Here is an 18,237-nt window from a genome sequence, read left to right as displayed (position 1 = left end):
CGCTCGGTCGTGGCGCATGGCCGCCTCACCTTCGAGCTGCCGCCACTTTCGATCGCGGTTGTCGCGGTGCATGGCCAGTAAAGAGGAATGACCCGATGCCGACGCGACGCGAGCTAGTAGCGGGGATGATTGCGAGCGGCATATTCCCATCATCGCTCGCCGCCGCCGTGCGGTTCGACCGTCGCGCGCCGGGGTTCGACATCGCGGACGGAAGCGGCCGCATTGCCCCGATCCTGGTCGATCCAGCCGATCTGGCAGGAGTACGCCGCGCGGCTGCAGATCTCGCTGCCGATATCGGCCGGGTGGCGGGCATCGATGCGGCCGTGCTGGACGACCGCACGCGCCTGCCGACCCAGGTGATCATCGTCGGCTCGCTCGGCAACAGCGCTGTGATCGATCAGCTTGTGGCGCGCGGCAAGCTCGACGTCGGCGCGATCAAGGGTAAATGGGAAGCCTACACGATCACGATCATGCGCAACCCGCTGCCGGGCGTTGCCGAGGCACTGGTGATCGTCGGCAGCGACAAGCGTGGCGCGATCTACGGCATCTACGACCTGTCTCAACGCATCGGGGTTTCCCCGTGGTACTGGTGGGCCGACGTACCGGTCGTACGCCGTCGTCAAATCCGCGTGCGCTATGGCGACTATGTGCAGGGCTCGCCTGCGGTGAAGTACCGGGGCATCTTCCTGAACGACGAGGCTCCGTGCCTGTCGGGCTGGACTGCCGAAAAGTTCGGCGGGATGAACTCGAAGTTCTACACCAAGCTGTTCGAGCTCCTGCTGCGGCTGCGCGCGAACTACCTGTGGCCGGCGATGTGGAACAACGCCTTTGCCGAGGACGATCCCGCGAATGCCGTGCTCGCCGACGAATATGGCATCGTCATGGGCACGTCGCACCACGAGCCGATGATGCGCGCGCACAAGGAGTGGACCGATCGAAAGGACCATCTCGGTAATGGCGAATGGAATTACGTGACGAACCGCGATGCGATCCGCGGATTTTTCCGGGAGGGCATCGAACGCAGTCGCGACAAGGAGGTCGTGGTCACCGTCGGCATGCGGGGCGACGGCGACGTCGCCCTCGCCGGGACAGGCGGGCTGCAGTCCGACATCCGGCTGCTGGAGAACATTATCGCTGACCAGCGCTCGATCCTGACCACCACGCTGGGCAAGCCGATCGATCAGGTGCCGCAGGTCTGGGTGTTGTTCACCGAAGTTCTCAAATACTACGAAGGCGGACTGAAGCTACCGGAAGACGTCACACTGATGTTCACCGATGACAATGTCGGTAACCTCCGCCGGCTTCCGACTGCTGCCGAGCGCGCCGCCCGCCACGGTGGGTTCGGAATCTATTTTCACATGGACATGCATGGTGGCCCGTTCTCATACCAATGGATCAACAGTAATCCGCTGCCCAAAATTCAGGAACAGATGAACCTGGCGCATGAATACGGTGCCAACCAGATCTGGATAGCGAACGTCGGCGACATGAAGCCGCTCGAACTTCCGATCGAATTCTTTATCGCCATGGCGTGGAACCCGTCGGCGGTTGCGAAGCAGACCGTGGCCGGCTGGACCCGCGCCTGGGCGGAGCGTGAGTTCGGAACCGAACACGCCGACGAAGTCGCGTTCCTCGCGGCGCGCTATGCAAAATACAATGCCTGGCGCAAACCCGAGCAGCTCACTCCCGCCGTCTACAGTCTGGCCAACTTCCGCGAGGCCGAGCGGGTGTGGGCAGCCTGGGAGGAGTTGGTTACCCGCGCCGACGCACTCAACGCCAAGCTCGAACCAAGCCAGCGCAACGCCTTCTATCAGTACGTGCTGTATCCGGTACTCGCCTGCGCCAACCTCACGCACATGTATATCGCTGCCGCCCGCAACCAGCGTTTCGCCGAGCAGGCTCGGGCCAGCACCAATGCCGAGGCCGTGGAAGTTGCCCGCCGCTTCCGCCGCGATGCCGAACTCCGCGATTACTACAATCATACGCTGGCCGAGGGTAAATGGAACCACCTGATGGACCAGAGCCACATCGGCTATTTCGACTGGTATCCGCCCGAACGCGACATCATGCCCCCGGTCACCCGTATCGAGGTGCCCGACGATGCCAGCTTCGGGGTCTCCATCGACGGCGCAACCCAGGGCTGGCCGGGATATTACCTGCCGCCCGCGCTGCCGACGATGGATAGCCTCAACGCTCGCTCGACCTACATCGAGGTCTTTGCACGAGGCCTGCGGCAGGTCTCGGCGAGCGTCGGCTGCGACCAGCCATGGGTTCGCATAAGGCAGGACGAAGCCTTCGGTTCGGGCGGAGCCGACTACCGCTATTGGATCGATGTTCTTTGGGAGCGTGCACCCGCCGGCACGTCCGAAACCTATGTCGTCGTCAACGATGCGGACCATATAGTGCGGGTAAAACTGGTCGCGATCCGGGCTACGTCGGCACAGGAGGCTGCGGCCCGTGGCGCATACGGTAGCTTGTCAGGATCCTTTGCCATACCCACGGACGGGTATTCGCGAAACGTGCCGGCAGATACGGCGCGGTGGGAGGCAGTTCCCGATTACGGCCGGGTGGCGGCTGCGATGACACCGGCACCCGTCACGGCCGCGTCGTTTGCCGATCCACGCGTGGCACCCCGGCTTGAATATCTTGTGTTCCTGGCCGAGGCCGGTGACTATTGCTTCGATCTGGTCACCGGGCCGACACTGCAGGTTGATCCCTCTCGCCAACTCGCGGTTGCTGCGTGGCTCGACGATGCCGTGCCGAGTACGCAGGCGGTCTTCACCCCTGACAAGCGCGCCGAGCAGGATTTCCTGGGTTCGGCGCATGCCGCGAACACCCGCGACAATGCCCGCACGATGCGTTTTGTTTTGCGGGCGGAGACGCCCGGGCGGCATCGCCTGAACATAGCCATGATCGATCCCACGCTCGTCCTGCAGTCGCTCGTGGTATCAAAGGGGGCGTTGCCCCCATCGCATTTCGGCCCTCCCTTCGGCTTCGCGGGTTCGGCAGCGGACAGCATCAGCGGTGTCTTGCGGCGCCGACATGCACTGGCAGTTGCAGAAGTCGGTTCACCTTCACGCGGCCACCGACAAGCCCCAGCTAGGCTGTAACCTGGGAGGCCCCCTGTGTAGAGGCTGCAGCGATCCTGCACGAGGCAATCGTGCCGCACTTTTCAACTCGCTTCCCTCCGTGCATCACGGTCTGATGAACAGTTCGACGCGACGTTTCCCTTCATGACCGGCGCGCAAGCTCTGTCTTTTGCCATCATTGGCGGCGCGGTGGTCGGCTTCGCGTCCGGCCGGTTCCGGTTCGATGTCGTCGCTCTCGTGGCGCTGCTCGTTGGGATGGTCACCGGCATCGTGCCGTTCAAGGAAGCCTTCAGCGGCTTCACCAGCGACGTTGTCATCATCATCGCCGCCGCGCTGGTGATCAGCGCCGCGGTCGCGCGATCGGGCATCGTCGAGCTGGCGATCGCGCCGCTGCTACCGCGCCTCGACACGGTCCAGCGACAGGTCCCGGCGCTGGCCGGCGCAACCGCGCTGCTGTCGATGCTGACCAAGAACGTCGGCGCGCTGGCGATCCTGATGCCGACTGCGATCCGGCTCGGTCGCGAGCCGAACAGCTCGGCGTCGGCGCTGCTGATGCCGATGGCATTCATGTCTTTGCTCGGCGGCCTTGTGACGCTGGCGGGCACCTCGACCAACATCATCGTCAGCCAGGTCCGCGCCGAGACCGTCGGCAAACCCTTCCAGTTCTTCGATTTCGCGCCGGTCGGCCTGTGCCTCACCGCAGTCGGGCTTGTCGTGGTCAGCTTTGCATGGCGGCTGCTGCCGCGCGACCGGACTCCCAAGACGACGCTCGGCGAGACGACTGCCGCCAAGGCCTATGCGACCGAGGCACTCGTTCCTGACGACTGGCCCGAGACGCCGCGTACCATCGCCGAGCTCGATGCCGCCCGCGACGGCGTCACCGTCGTCGCGCTGATCGCGGCGGACGGCAAGCGCGCACCGGCGTCGGACGATAGCCCGTTCGGCCCGGCCATGATCCTCGTGCTTGAAGGCGACGATGCCGCGCTGAGCCGGCTGTACGCGCGGATGCCGCTCAAGGCGGTCCGTGAAGCGGCGGTGATCGAAACCGCCGACGCGCACGAGGAAGTGCGGTCGATCGAGGCGGTGATCCAGCCGGGCTCACTGCTGGTCGGCCAGTCGGCGGCGCGGACGGCGCTGCAGGACCGGTTCGGCGTCAAACTGCTCGGCGTTGGCCGCGCCGGCGAGCGGATCGTCGAGCGGCTGCGCGACATCAAGCTTCGGGCCGGCGACATGCTGATTCTTCAGGCAGGCGAGACCGCGCTGCCGGCGGTGCTCGACCAACTCGACCTGCTGCCGCTCGCCGAACGAACGGTGGCGCTCGGCGGCCGGCGTCGTCGTCTGGTGCCGGTCATCATCCTCGCGGTCGCGATCGGCCTGATCGCGACCAAGCTGATGCCAGTTGCTCCGGCATTCTTCGGCGCGGCGGTGTTGATGATCGTCGCGGGATCGCTGTCGATGCGTGAGGCCTATGCCTCGCTCGAGCCAGAGGTGCTTATCCTGATCGGGGCCCTGACACCGCTGAGCGAAGCGGTTCGCCGTCTCGGCGGCACCGAGCTTGTTGCAAACACATTGGCAAACGGGCTGCAAGGTGCCGCTCCGCTGCTGGTGCTTGGCGCGTTGATGGTAACCGCGATGGCGTGCTCGCCGTTTCTCCACAACGCACCGACCGTGCTCGTGCTCGGCCCGATCAGCGTCGGCGTCGCGACCAGCCTGCATCTCAACCCCGACCCGTTCCTGATGGCGGTGGCGACCGGAGCCGGGTGCGATTTTCTGACGCCGATCGGCCACCAGTGCAATACGCTGGTGATGGGTCCTGGCGGTTACCGCTTCGGCGATTACTGGCGGCTCGGCCTGCCGCTGTCGATTATCGTCATCGTCCTGGGCGTGCCCCTGATCGCGTATTTCTGGCCGATGACATCATGACCAACCCTGTCGACAAAGCGGCCAAGGCGCACGAACGGCTGGCCGATAGCGCCGAGGTTCTGGAGGATAGCGCGGTCCAGCAGACCGACAGCGCCGATCGCCGGACCGACCTCGCGGGAGATCGTACCGTGCTTGCCGCCGAGCGGACCTATGCTGCGTGGGTCCGCACGGCGCTCGCCGCACTCGCGTCGGGCATCGGCGCACGCGCACTGCTCGCCCACCTTGTGCCGGTCTGGCTGATCGGCCTGACTGGCACGATCCTGATCGCTTTTGCGGGCTTTTGCCTCATCGCTGCGGTTTGGCGCGACCTGCGCTCGGGGACGTGGCCGGTCGACACCGTGCGGCTGCCGAAGTGGCTGCTCATTGCGGTCAACGCTTTCCTGTTGCTGGTCTGCGCCGCAGCGATGGTCGGTCTATGGGCGTCGTGAGCTAGAGGCCGTCGTCGTCCTCGGCCAGCCGCGACACTGCCTTGCTGTCGATGCCGTGACGATCGACAGTTTGAATTGGCAGCGGCTGGTTGAAGCTGAAGACTCTATAGGGATAGGGTATTTCCATACCGGCCTCATCGAGAGCACGCTTGATCGCACGCACGACGGCATCGCGGCTGGCGTGCGCCTCGTACGGCGTCGATCCCGCCCACCAGCGTACGAGCAGTTCGATCGAGCTGTCACCGAACGCCTTCGCAAACACGTCGATGCGTTTCGCCTGATCAACCCCGGCGGCCGACCGCACCGCCGCTTCGATGACGGTATGGGCGTCGTCCAGATCGACTCCGTAGCCGACGCCGATCTCGACCTGATGCCGGCGCAGCGGCTGGTCGGTGAGGATCTTGACCGGATTCTTGAACAGGAAAGCGTTTGGCACCAGCACCAGCTCATTGCTCAGATGGCGCAGATAGGTCTCGCGGAGGGTGATCAACTCGACCTTGCCGCCGACATGCTCGCATTCGATGATATCGCCGATCCGCATCTTCCAGCGCAGCATGATCAGCACACCTGCGAGGAAGTTCTCGAAGATATCCTTGAACGCGAAACCGACCGCGACCGACCCCAGACCAACGACCGCGAGCAGGTTCGCCGGCGTGACGCCTGGCAGCACGATCGAACTGGCAACCATCGATCCAACGATCCAGATCGTCACGCTGACCAAGGTCTCAGCGAGATTGATCAGCGTGCCGCGAACCTCGGTGCGCTTAAGCAGGCGATCGGCGATACGACCCGCAAACCGCGCTGCGAACCATGTGGCGGTGAGGATCACCAACGCAATGCCGAGCTGAGGCAGGATACGGATCGCTGCGGCGAGCATCGCCTCGAGCTGGGCAATCAGGATGTTGAGCAGGTTCATTCACTGTCCTCGAAGCTTCCCTGAACGAGGCGATGATTGGAGCGTTCCAGCAGGCAATTTGCGGGAAGCGCTCGGCGCCCGTCCGGAGCGCGGCATCCAAGGACGTTGGGTTGCAGTTTAGCGGCTGCTACCCCTGATTCAGGCGCGGAAGCTTCCGGACCGCAACGTCCTCATTGCCTCTTTGCACACGTCGATGCGACCGCCCGGATGATTGATGGAAAAATTGGACGATTGTCCGGAGCTGGACGCCGAGCCGGAAAGGGCGAATGTCCAGCATTGGGTCGACATTGCTGCATGCGGCGGGCAGCAGCGCAGCCGCCGGCTCGAGACAGTTCGCAATGTCAGGCAGTCTTACCCCAGGACAACTAAGCTAGGGCGCCTTGCACCGGTCGGTCCTATCGCGGACGTGGTTGGCTGCCCGCACCGGAGCCACCCACCCGCATGCCCCAAGAATAGCCGAAGGGGATAGGCCGGCGTCGTTCGCTCCTACGTTGTCCTGCTCGTCGATCATTCATCTCCGAAGCCGACGAATCGAACATTGACGATCGTCGGCAGGTCAAAGACGGGCTGCGGGCGGCTACGCTCGGCGAGCTGCGTCGCGGCAATCGAGACCGCGCTGGCGGCGGTCGAGGCCGAGGTCAGCGCGCCGATGTTGACAGCCGCGATCGTCGGGATGCCGGTAGCGTCGCCCGAGACCTGGATGTTGGCGGCGTTGACGACCCGCAGTGCGGCGATGTTGAGGTCGCCGATGACCCGGATGCCGGCGTCGCCCGCATTGACTTCGCCGAAGAAGGCAAGAAGGTCGAGGCGGCTTTTCTTGCGGTCCGGGTCATTCCCCTGCAGCGAGTCGAGCACACCGATACCGGCTCCGGTCGACAGGCCGAACGCGTCGAGCGCGACCTCGCCGAACTGGTCCTGCCGGAAGGCGAGCGGCACGTTGGTCACCGAGGTCTTGGCGCCGGCGCCGGCAGTGATGTCGCCGAACGACGTCCACATCAGGATGTCGCCGCCCTGCAGCGTGAAGACCCGCGACAGGTCGAGGCCGACCGACCCGTTTGCAATCAATCCGATATCGCCGCCGCGCCGCGTGATGACGCCGGTCTGGGTGTTGCTGTTGGGCGGCAGGGACAGCGAGGGATTGCCGACCTCGACGCGGCCATAAGGTGCGATCACCTGGATCGAGCCGCCCGACCGGCTTTCGACCGTACCGCCGTACAGCAGGATGTCGCCACCCGCCGGGTTGACGGTGCCGGTCAGCTTGGTGGTCGCCGGATACAGGCTACCCAGCGCGCTGTAGCCCCGGGTATATTGCTGGAAACGCTGGCCGCCCGGCGTGTTGTAGTCGATGCCGGTCTGCTGCAGCTCGCTGGTCAGCACGCTGTTGAGGAAGGTACCGCGACGCTCGGACGGCAGGGCCGCGAACAGTGCCAGCCGGTTTACCGGCGTCACCCCGGTTACCCCCAGCTTGGCGAGGTAGAGGTCGAGTTCCTTCTCGTAGGTGTGAACGACCTTGCCGGCGTTGGCCGGGTTGGACAGCGGCACCGCCGGGTTGGCGAGGTTGGCGGGGTCGAGATAGAGCTTCGAAAAGCCTGCATAGTCCGACCCTTGCGCGGTGCCGGCGATCAGGGTGACGTCGGCACCCCGGTCGGGCAGCGCGATGTTGCTGACGCCGGTACCGCCGCCGAGCGAGGAGGCCGTGCCGTTGCCGGCGCTGATAATCGAGCCGTAGCCTTCAGTGGTGTAGTTGCGGCCGGCCTCGACCCACAGCAGCCCCTCGCCGAGAATGGAGACGCCGAACTGGCCGTTGCGCTGGACGATGTCACGGCCCGCGACGATGCTGCTGATGTCGCTGGCGCTGTTGTTCTGCGGCTGCAGGATGGCATAGCGGATGTCGAGCCCGGCATAGATCTGGATCGGCTTTGGCGTAACCAGGCGCCAGTCGATTGCGCCGTAGCTGGCATTGCCGGCCAGCGAGCCGTTGACCGAGATAATACGGACGGGTTCAGGGTCGCCTGCGTGGAGCATCGTATAGCCACGATAGCCGTTGTTGCCGACCGTCGCGTAGGGATCGCTTGCGACATTGCCGACGATGTCGATCGTCGAGACGCCGTCGGTCTTCGCCGGGGCGAAGGCGTCGCGCAGATAGGCGGTACCGGTGTCCTGCAGCTGGATCAGTTGCTGGCTGCCGTAGTTGATGTTGATGTCACCCGACGCCAGCAGTGCAAGCGTGCCGAACGGCGCGGATGCCAGTTGCAGCCCGTTGTCGTTCATCGGCAGCGGCGTCAGCGTGATGCTCCCCGACAGTGCCGCGAGGCGCAGTGTTCCCGGCGACACTTGAGCGGTATAGGCCAGGCTGAGCGGCGCGCTCGCGCCATTGGGCGGCCGCTGCGGGCGAATCTGCAAGGCGACATCGGGATTCATCAGACTGACCGAGGTCCCGGCATAGCCGTTGTTCAGGTAGCCGGCGGCGCCGCCGATGGCGATCAGGTCGAGCCCGGCGCGGCCGCTATAGCCCCGGAACGCCGACCCCACGTCCGGCGAACCTGTGACGACGCACATGACCGGTGCTTCGATGCAGTGCGACTGATAAACCGGCGCCACCGTAGCGCCTTCGGGGAAGCCGTAGTCGTTGCCGTCGGCCCACTTGAAGACGATGCCGCCGCAAGTCGCGCCGAAGTTGCCGCAGGTCTGGGCGACGTTGGTGAGGTCGTAGACGCCCTCCACCGTCGCGCTGCCGCCCGCCGTGACCCTGACGTCGGCGTCCATCAGGCCGATGATGGGGTACAGGCCACGGTTTTCCGTCTGGTTCGAGTCGAAGACGTTGCCGATGACGACGTTCGTCAGCTTGCCCTGGCCGACGTTGCCGCCCGCGGTCAGCTCGGCATGGCCGCGACCGAGGACGAAGAAGCCGCCGTTGAGGTCGCCTGCCGCTCGTACATCGAGGTCGCCGCCGCCGCGGACGACAAGGTCGCTCGCCTGCGCGTGATTGCCGACGCCGGTGGTCAGGTAGCCGGTGGTCGGCAGCGCGACGCCGAGGTCCCAGATGTCGCGCCCGGCGCGGACCCGGACGTTGCCGCCGCCGAACGCCGCGACGCCCGACTGGAAGTTGCCATAGACGATCGACCAGCTGGTCTGCTCGAGGACCGCAGTGTGGTCGGGAGTGCCATCCCAGGCGGAGTTGCCGTAGCGGTACAGCCACGCCGAGGCGCTTTGGGTGACGATCGGCGCGGAGATGTCGCGCCCGGCGGCGAGCGAGACGTTGCCGCCCAGCGTCGGAAACTCGCCGAGAACGCGGCCGCCGTCGACTGCCACGGGGCCGAAGCCGCTGTGGTCGAAGCCCGTCGTCGTCGGGGTCGCGCTGCCGGCGGTGTAGATCACCGAGCCGTTGGTAGTCAGCACGAGGTCGCGGACGGCGGCGACGCGGATGTCGCCGGTACCGGTGCGAACGAGGCGGTCCGCCCCGATCACCACGTCGCGCCCGGCGTCGAAGCCATAGCTGAATGACCGGCCCGCCTCGAGGGTGGCGTCCCGCCCGGCGCTGGAGAAGCCGTCGCTGATGCTGGCGTCGACGAGGATGTCGCCGGCGGCCTTGAGCCCGAGATAGCCCGCACCGTTCACCACTGCGAGGTCGATGGCCGAATTCACCGACAGGTCGCCGGCGCTGGTGAATGCGATACCCGCACCGGTGGTCCAGCCGGCGGTCTGGCTGACGGTCGCCAGCCAGCCGTTGGCGGCATCGATGGCGGTCATGGCCACATCGGCATCGACGGTGTCGGTGGCATAGTCCGCCATGCCGACCAGCGTCTGCTCGCGCGCGCCGGTCGTGGTGCCACCCAGCGTCGCGTTGACGCCGGTGCCGATGCGGTCGGCGCGGACCATGAGGCGCCCGCCGCCCTGGCGTCCGCCGCCGAGCATGATGGCCGAGCCGTTGCCCAGCGTGACCGAGTTGCCGGCAAGCTCCACGGTGCCGCTCGACGGGTCATAGCCGCCCGCAACGGCGGACCCGGCGCTGGCGTCGATGGTGCCGGTCAGCTCCACCGCAGCGCCGCTTAGCAGGACGACGCCGCCGTCGGCGTCGGCCGCGTTGCCGCGCGCGTCGATGGCCCCGCCGATCTGCACGGTGCCACCCTCCGAATGCAGCGCGACGCGGTGCGCGACGATGCTGCTGCCGGCGTCGAGGACGATGTCCTGGCGCAAGGTGATGTCGCGCGCGGCATCGAAGCCGCTGGTGTTCAGGCGGGAGTTCAACGCCCCGAAGTCGGTGTGGTTCGCCGCCAGCAGGAACTCGCCGCCCGCATAGCCGGCCGCCGACGTGGCGCTGAGGTCGCCGCCCAGTGTCGCGTCCCCGGCCGCCCGGATTTCGACGATGCCGGCGCTCCCGCCGCGTACCGCCCCGGAGACGTCGACCAGCGACCCAGCCGCGAGCGCGACCGCGCCTGTCGCAGTCAGGCGCACAATGCCGCCGGGCGCGTATTTCACCGTGTCGCGGAAGTCGACGGCGCGGCCCGAGACGTCGATGCGCGCCCCGTCGAGCAGCGCGATATCACCCGCGGCGCCGAGCATGACCGTGCCCGCGTTCGCGACGATCGCAGTGCCCAGCGTCAGCTCCGCTCCGGTCAGCGTCAGGCTGCCGCCCAACGTGGGACCTGCGGCAGCGACCGGTACGTCACCGTGCGCCAAGGTCAGCGCACCGCTGGTCGCCAGTTCGAACTTCGACGCGGTCCCGGCAGTGACCCGGCCGGTGGCCAGCGTCAGGTCGCCGCCGACGTTCAAACTACCCGTACCCTTGGTGAGGATCTCGCCGACCCGGCCGATGATGCCCGCATAGCCGCCGACCCCGGTCGAGCCCGGCCCGAGCACCAGCGTATCGACATCGAGCGCCAGCGCCGCCGTGCCGGCTATCGCCTCGGCTCCGGCGACATTGCTGTTCGTCAGGGTCAGCACGCCGACCGTCAATGCCGCGCCCGCGCCGTCTTCGGCGTGGCCCTGCAGCAGTGCGGTATCGAGCGTCAGCGCCGCCAGCAACGCCTTGCCACCGCCATCGCGCGCGCCGAGCGTGAGGTCGCCGTACAGGTCGATCGACTGGCGACCATGCAGCGACAGGTCGGCCGAAGCGGCGAGACGCCGCACGGTATCGAGGCCGATGGTCGTGCCGCTTTCACCCGCCGGCACGTCGCCGAGGTTGATGCGGTCCGACGCCAGGTCGAGCCGCGCCACGTCGAGCAGCGCCGTGCCCGCAAGGTCGAAACCGATACTGGCATCGAGCGACAGCGCACCCGCCGTGGTCAGCCGCGCATTCTCGCCGATCCGCAGGCTGCCCGTTTGCCCGGCCGCACCCGTCCGCACGATGGCGACGCGGTCGCCCCCCGTCAGGCGGACCAGCGCGCCGTCACCGGCGACCAGCAGCTTGCTCGGGTCGCCCGGCTTGCCCGTCGCACTCAGCACCGCGCCGTCGTCGATGGTCACCGAATCGCTGGCGATGAGCAGCAGTTCGCCCAGCTTAAGCGTCGTGCCGGCGGTGACCAGCACGTCGGTCGCGACGGTGGTCAGCGCGACGCCCTGCCGGATCCCGAACGGCGTGTAGGTGCTGTAGTCGAACGCGGCGAAGCTGTTGCTCGGCCCGGTGCCGCCGATCAGCACGCTGCCGGCGCCCAGCGCCTCAATCTGCTTTGCATCGACGCGCAGATAGCCCTCGGGCGCGGTGCCGTTGGTGACCGCGATCCGGTCGCTGGCGATGTCGAGCGTCCCGATCAGGCCCTTGGCCGCCGAAAAGTCCATGCTGCCCGCCAGGTTGAGGCTGTCCTGTGCCGTTACCTGGACGCCGCCCGCATCGGCCAGCGTCCGCAAGGTGATGCCCGCCAGTGTCGCGGCGGCGGATTTTTGCGCGTTGAACGAGACCGACGTGAAGTCGCTGTACTGGCGCCACGTCTTGCTATCGAGGACCTCGAACGCCGACCACGGGCCGCGAATTGCGGTCCCCGACACGGCGGTATAGCCGGCGGTGACGTGCGATCCGTCGGCGTGCGTCACCGTCTCGAACGGCGAGGCATAAGCGGTCGCCCCCTTCGGCCGCACCAGCAGCGCGCCGTCGAGCAGTGCGTAATAAGCCGGCAGCAGGATGTAATAGCCCGCCTTCACCCCGGCGGAGTCGCCAAGCCAGATGGTGTCGCCGACGCTGAGCCGGGGATCGCTGAGCGCGTTGGAGGTCGATTCCAGGCCGCCGCTGTTCGCCACAGGATGCTGCGGTGCGGGGCGGTCGCCGAGGCTCGGCAGGATGGCGAAATAGCCGTCCGCCGATTTGTTCGCCAATATGTCCGTGGTCCCGCCGGTGCCGGCAACGAACGACCAGCCGAGCAGGTCGCCGCCGCCGGTGACCTCGACCCGCGAACCGGCCTGCGCATCGACGGTCCCGCCGGTCAGCGCCACCGCACGGGTCGGCGCCCAGTCGACCCGGCCGTAACCCTCAAACCCCCCGCCGCCGAACGGCACGGTCAGCCCGCCGAGCGAGACCGAGGTCAGGCTGCCGGGCGCCAGCGTCAGGCGGTCGGAGGCCTCCAGCCGGATCTGCCCGGCGGGCGCGCGCAGGACGCCGCTCTGTTCGATGACCGGCGCGCGCAGCGTCAGCCGCTCGCCGAAGTTGAGCGGGATCGGGGCCGCCGCGCCGTTCGAGCGCACGACGATCCGCTGCCCGGCCTGCACCAGAAAGCCCGGGTCGGCGTCGCCGCGCTCGAGCTGGCCGCCATTGTAGGGGGAACTGATACCGTTGGTCACATAGACCTGCGCCGCGTCGAAGATGATGTCGCCGCCGCTGGTCAGGCCCGTTCGCAGCGGTTGCTGCGAATTCGGGTCGAGGCCGCCGCCGGCGATCAGCCGCACGTCGCCCGCCGACTGGAACAGCAAGGTGCCGAAGCCGCCATTGCCGGGCACGTCGCAATTGCTGGCGCTGCAGTCGAACTGCATCGCGCCGCTGAGGTCGATCAGATTGGCGCGCACCGTCAGCGAGCCGTTGAGGTCGGTTGCATAGACCGGGTCGCCGTAAGTTGGCCCGACGGCGTCGTTCCCCTTGAAGCGCACATACGGAGCCGACAGCGTTACCACGCTCGGCGCGCCTTCGGCATCGATCGTCCGCTGGATCCGGTCGGCCTCCAGCGTGATCCCGCGCTGCGCCGAAAGCGTCACCGAGCCGTCGAACAGGATGCCCTGCATATGGGTGAGGGAATAGCCGTGGCCTGTTGCCAGCGTCAGTTGCCCGACACCGTGGATGGAGTCCGCGACCAGCGTCAGCCCGTCCTGTGCGATGTCGCTGGCCAGGGTGACCGGCTCCAGTCCTGCCGGGGTGGACTGGCGGACGATCAGCGGTGCTGTTGGGCTGGCCTGGCCGATGCTCAGCGTCCCGGCGCGGCCGGTTGCGCCGCCCGCCGCGAGTTGCAGCGACCCGGCGATGATGCCGGTGGTGCCATGGACGAGGATCGTCCCGGCGTCGCCGTCGACGGCAACCGCCACCGCCACCTTCGGCGCGTCGGTCCGACCGCTGTCGATGCCGGCCGAGATACCGGCGATCAGGTCGTTGGTGCCGTGGATGCCCGAGACGTCAAGCACCGCGCCCGCGCCGATCGCGACGGCGCGGACCTGGTTTTCGCCGATGCTGTCCGTGGCGCTGCTCGTCCCGCCGATCAGGATCTGGCCGCCGCCCTTCACGGTGCGGGTGGTGATGCCGCCGGCCAGCAGCGCCTCCTGATAGCCGCGCGCCGTCAGCCGGGCGTTGTCGCCGATGCTGATCTGCGTGCCGGGGCTACCATAGTCGGAACTGCCGAGACCGCCGATCCGGATGATCCCGCCCGCCGCGTCGATCGTCCCGTCGACCGCGATGCCGGTGACGCTGTCGAGGAAGACGCGCGAGCCGGCGCTCATCTTGATCGCCGCCCCGGTCTCGACCGTCACGCTGCCGGGGCTGCGCGTCCCGCCCCGATCGACACGGCCGAAGTCGCCGTTGATCCGGCTGAACAGCGAGCTGCCGTCGATGCTCGTCGCGACGGTGGACAGGACGAGGTCCATCGCCGGGCGGCGCGCCTCGGGCAGGCTCGCGGAGTTGACCAGCGTCACCCCCGAGCCGGCAACCAAGACAAGGTCGCCGAGACGGGCGCCTGTCGCCAGCCCGGACACGGCGCCCAGCGTCAGCGTATCGATGGTCGGCGCGAGGATGGTGCCCGCTGTCAGCGTCACGCCCTGTGAACCGGCCAGTTCGTAGCTTGCGAAACCGCCCTTGGTGAAGAAATCTGCGGCATAGGTCTTGGGCGCGACGATCCCGACATCGACACCGAACACCGTCCCGGCGGCGATCGCCAGCCCCTTCGGCAGCGTGAACGGGGTCATGAGGACGCCGGCCGGCTGCAGAAGGCCGACCGCGGACGGAAAGGCGATGCCGTTCGGAAAAACGTCGGCGGGCAGCGTCGAACCCGCCGTGAAGGTGCCGTTCAGGAACGGGATGACGGTGCCGGCGGGAACCACCGAGCCGGAGAAATACGTGTTTCCGGCGTCGTCCTGGATGTAGAAATCGGTGCCCGGCACGGTCCAGTCGGCGGCCAGCGGCGGCAGCGGGCCATTCGGGAGGTACAGGCCCGTGTCCTGCGCGAACGCCGCCCCGGCGGGCACGACGGCGGCACTGTAATTGACTGGGAAGGGCAAGGTCGCCCCAGCCGGTAGGACGGCATCAGCGCTGAGCAGCAGCTTGACCGCGGCCGCGTTGCCGGCGCCGAGTACACCCGACGGCAGGATCGCCGCGCCGCCGATGTAGACCGACTGGTTGGTATCGACGGTCAGGCTGCCGCCCCGGCCCGGTGCGTAGCCGACCAGCGCGCCGTCGAGAACGATGCGCCCGCTCGGTTCGGCGGTCCGCGTTGCCTGCCCGCCCTGGCTGTTGTCGAGGAGGATCGCGCCGCCGTTGCCGAGAATCGGCGAGCCGCCTCCGGTCGTCAGCTGCGCGCCGCCGCTGACGTCGATCCGCCAGCCGGCGTCGAGGAGCAGGTCGTGCGCGACGATCGTCACCGAGCCGCCGTTGATCACGGCCTGCGTCAGCGGCTCGCCGTCGAGGTTCTCCTGCAGATTGTTCGTCCAGCGGCCCGCGACGTCGATGACGCCGGTCGCGCCGAGGTGCGTGCCGAGAACGTCACCGGGCACGAGTTGCTCCCCCGGGATCGCTGTGTAGGAGTCGTACATCACGGTCTCGACGGTCTGCAGCTTCACCGATCCGCCGGCCGCGACGATGGTGCCGTCGATCTCGGCCTGCCGGCCGAGGAACTCGAACTTGCCGTAGTCGCCAAGGTTGACGGTGACGCCGGCACCGATCGTCAGGACGCCGCCGATCAGCGGATGCCCGGCCACCGGCGTGAAGTTGAGGTTGTTCGACGTTTCGTAGGTATAATAATTCTCGACACCGGCGCGCAGCGCCACCGTCCCGAAGGTCTTGCCGTCGAACCAGTTGGCCGGCAGGATGTGATCGGCGGCGACGATGCCGTTCACCAGCGACGCATTGCCGTTCTCGGTATCGAACAACACGGTGTCGGCGGTGGAGCTGCTGTCCAGCCGCGGGCCGCCCGCCGCGATCGTGATGTTTCCACCTAGCGGGGCGCGACCGAAACCGTCGACGCTGGAAAAGTTGAGCGTCGCGAGTGCCGGGCGCTCCTGCCAGACCTTGGTCGCGTCGGTGACGGTCGATCCCGCCGGGGCGGCGACCTGGTACTGGCCCGTTACCGTATCGGCGCGGACGGTCCCGTCGAAGATGCGCGCTTTGTCGAACCCCGGGCCCGGCGTCAGCACGCTCAGGCTCCCGGCCGAATGGCCCTCGTCGTAGCCGGCCTGCCATTGGCTCAGGCCGCGGGTGAAGTCGCTGGTGAAGCGCTCGGTGATGCCCCAGCGCACATGGCTGGTGATGGCGTCGCCCTCGATGCCGACGTAAGTGGTCGCAGTGTCGGCGAACTCGATCGGCACCAGTTTCCCTGAGCCGTCGATCAGCCGCGTCCGCCGGACCATGCCGTCGGCATAATGGACGCTGCCGCCCGACAGGTCGATGACCGACCCGGCGCGCGTGACGATCTCCGACTGTTGCAGCGTCAGCGAGCCGCCGCCGGTCATGAACTGGCTGACGGTGCGCGGGATCAGGTCGTACCAGCCGCTGAGATCGGCGACGCCGGTGCCGTTCGTCAGCTTGCTGCCGAGGCGCGCGTCGAAGAACACCGACTGCCCGCGCAAGGCGCTGTCGCGCAGCACCGGGTTGTCGCGCAACTCGTTGGCGCGCAGTTCTGCCGCGATCTGGTTCTGGCTCATCGGAGCGGTGACATCGCCAAGCCCCGACAAGTCGATGGTCGCCCCGGCGCCAAGGTAGAAACGCCCCGCCAGGGCGTTGGCGGGCGCGTAGATGAACGCCTTCGCGCCCGGCGCGTACAAGGTCGCGCCCTCGCCGAAGCTGATGTTGGTGCCAAAGATCTCGACCGTCGATGGTTTGAAGGTATTGCCGACCGCGGTCGCCCCGCTCGCGTCCGGCAGGATCGACATCGAGCTGCCCGCGCCGATGCTGACAGTGCCGTAGTTGTAGGCATAGCCGACGTTCACGGCGGTATTGCCGTTCAGCGGGCTGACCGAGGTGTCGAGGATGATCGAGCCGGCGCGGTCGATCGCCGTGGTGACCGCGATCACGCCGTTCTGCTCGACCTCGTCGGCATGGAGCGAGACGTTGCCGCGCGTCGCTTCCGCCACGCCGTCGTTGCGTGCCTTGCCGTACCCCCGCACCGCCGTGACATAGCCGCGAACCTGCCCGTCGGCACTGTTGCCATCGACCTGTGTCCGGTCGACGCCGCGCTGGAGGATGATACTCCCACCGGCGGACAGCAGCACCTGGCCGTCGGGCGCGGTGATCGTCCCGGCATTGACGACGTCATGACCCAGCAGGATCGCCTGCCCGAGCGGCGCCACCGCGATCCGCGCCCCGCGCTCCACAACCACCTGGTCCGTGGTCGGAACCTCCGGCGGCGTCGCAGAATAGTCATTCTGGACATAGTCGCTGAACGTCGGCGTCGCGGTCGGGGCCGCCAGCCCCGCGATGAACCGCGCATCCCGCGCTGCGATCTTCGCCTGCTGCCACAGCGCGTCACTGATCGGATTGCCGCCGGCGTCGTTGGGCTGCGTCGTTTCGATCGTACCGCCGTGGATATCGAGGCTCGACGCGATCAGGCTTCGGACGTTCACCTGTGAGGCGCCGCCGAAGATGATGCCGTTCTGGTTGATGATGTAGACGGCGCCGTCGGCTTTGATGGTGCCGAGGATTTTGGACGGGTCGGCGGTGACGCCGGTGATGCGGTTGAGGGCGACCCAGTCGGTATGCCCGGCTTGGTTGAAGGTCAGGTCGGTTTCGCGGCCGACGTTGAAGCTGTCCCAGGTCAGGATCGCCTTGCTGGCGGTCTGGGTGACGGTGACGGCGGTGCGCCCGCCGGTGGTGGTCTGGGTGGGGGCGGCGGCGTTGACCCATAGGGTCGGATCGACGCCGACGCCGGCCGCGACCTGCAGGCCGCCGGCGCCGAGGCCGTTGGGGACGAGGCTCTTCCCGGCGAGCGCGGCGACGCGGGCGGCGGCCTGGACCCCGTCCATGAGCTGGCGGGCCTGGGCGGCGGCCGCGAACGCGGCGCGCGTGCGGGTGGCGGCGGCGGTGGCGGCGACGTTGCGGGTGGCGGCCGTCTCGGCGGCGCGGGCGGCCTGTGCGGCGGGGTCGACCGCGGTGCGGCGGCCGAACGGCTCGGCGGCGGCCGGTCCGGCCAGCACCAGCGCGGCGACCGAGGCTCCGGCGAGCAGGGTGCGGCGGTGCAGCGGGATGCGGATCATCGAGGGTCTC

5 protein-coding genes are annotated in these 18,237 nt (G+C 67.7%); 3 read left to right on the top strand and 2 right to left on the bottom strand.

All coding sequences use genetic code 11. The features are described 5' to 3' along the window. Window positions 1–95 precede the first annotated feature (95 nt). The 3 genes from KX816_13710 (at window position 96) to KX816_13700 (ending at window position 5,440) form a co-directional block, all read left to right on the top strand. On the top strand, window positions 96–3,110 hold the full coding sequence (locus tag KX816_13710) for a glycosyl hydrolase 115 family protein (protein QXQ05311.1): 3,015 nt from the start codon (window positions 96–98) through the stop codon (window positions 3,108–3,110). Between the two features lie 123 nt (window positions 3,111–3,233). Next, complete coding sequence (locus KX816_13705; protein QXQ05310.1) at window positions 3,234–5,012, top strand: SLC13 family permease; 1,779 nt, start codon at window positions 3,234–3,236, stop codon at window positions 5,010–5,012. After that, window positions 5,009–5,440, top strand: a complete 432-nt coding sequence (locus KX816_13700; protein QXQ05309.1) for a DUF202 domain-containing protein — start codon at window positions 5,009–5,011, stop codon at window positions 5,438–5,440. The genes KX816_13705 and KX816_13700 overlap by 4 nt, the downstream gene beginning before the upstream one ends. A gap of 1 nt (window position 5,441) precedes the next feature. Here the strand turns inward: KX816_13700 and KX816_13695 are convergent, their stop codons facing one another. Both KX816_13695 and KX816_13690 read right to left on the bottom strand, forming a co-directional pair. Further along, window positions 5,442–6,356, bottom strand: coding sequence for a mechanosensitive ion channel (locus KX816_13695; GenBank protein QXQ05308.1), 915 nt, complete (start codon window positions 6,354–6,356; stop codon window positions 5,442–5,444). A 507-nt stretch (window positions 6,357–6,863) separates the two neighbouring features. Further along, window positions 6,864–18,227 carry a filamentous hemagglutinin family protein gene (locus KX816_13690; protein ID QXQ05307.1) on the bottom strand — a complete coding sequence of 3,788 codons (11,364 nt, stop codon included), beginning with the start codon at window positions 18,225–18,227 and terminating at the stop codon, window positions 6,864–6,866. Window positions 18,228–18,237: the final 10 nt, after the last annotated feature.

The sequence above is a fragment of the Sphingosinicellaceae bacterium genome (assembly GCA_019285715.1).
Classification (GTDB): Bacteria; Pseudomonadota; Alphaproteobacteria; order Sphingomonadales; family Sphingomonadaceae; genus Glacieibacterium.
The sequence above is the reverse complement of the archived record's forward strand: the minus strand, read 5'-3'. Positions and strand labels throughout refer to the sequence as shown.

What these genes read in the sequence shown, in the direction of transcription:
- KX816_13710 (QXQ05311.1), top strand. Translation starts at nt 96, where the DNA reads ATGCCGACGCGACGCGAGCTAGTAGCGGGGATGATTGCGAGCGGCATA.
- KX816_13705 (QXQ05310.1), top strand. Translation starts at nt 3,234, where the DNA reads ATGACCGGCGCGCAAGCTCTGTCTTTTGCCATCATTGGCGGCGCGGTG.
- KX816_13700 (QXQ05309.1), top strand. Translation starts at nt 5,009, where the DNA reads ATGACCAACCCTGTCGACAAAGCGGCCAAGGCGCACGAACGGCTGGCC.
- KX816_13695 (QXQ05308.1), bottom strand. Translation starts at nt 6,356, where the DNA reads ATGAACCTGCTCAACATCCTGATTGCCCAGCTCGAGGCGATGCTCGCC.
- KX816_13690 (QXQ05307.1), bottom strand. Translation starts at nt 18,227, where the DNA reads ATGATCCGCATCCCGCTGCACCGCCGCACCCTGCTCGCCGGAGCCTCG.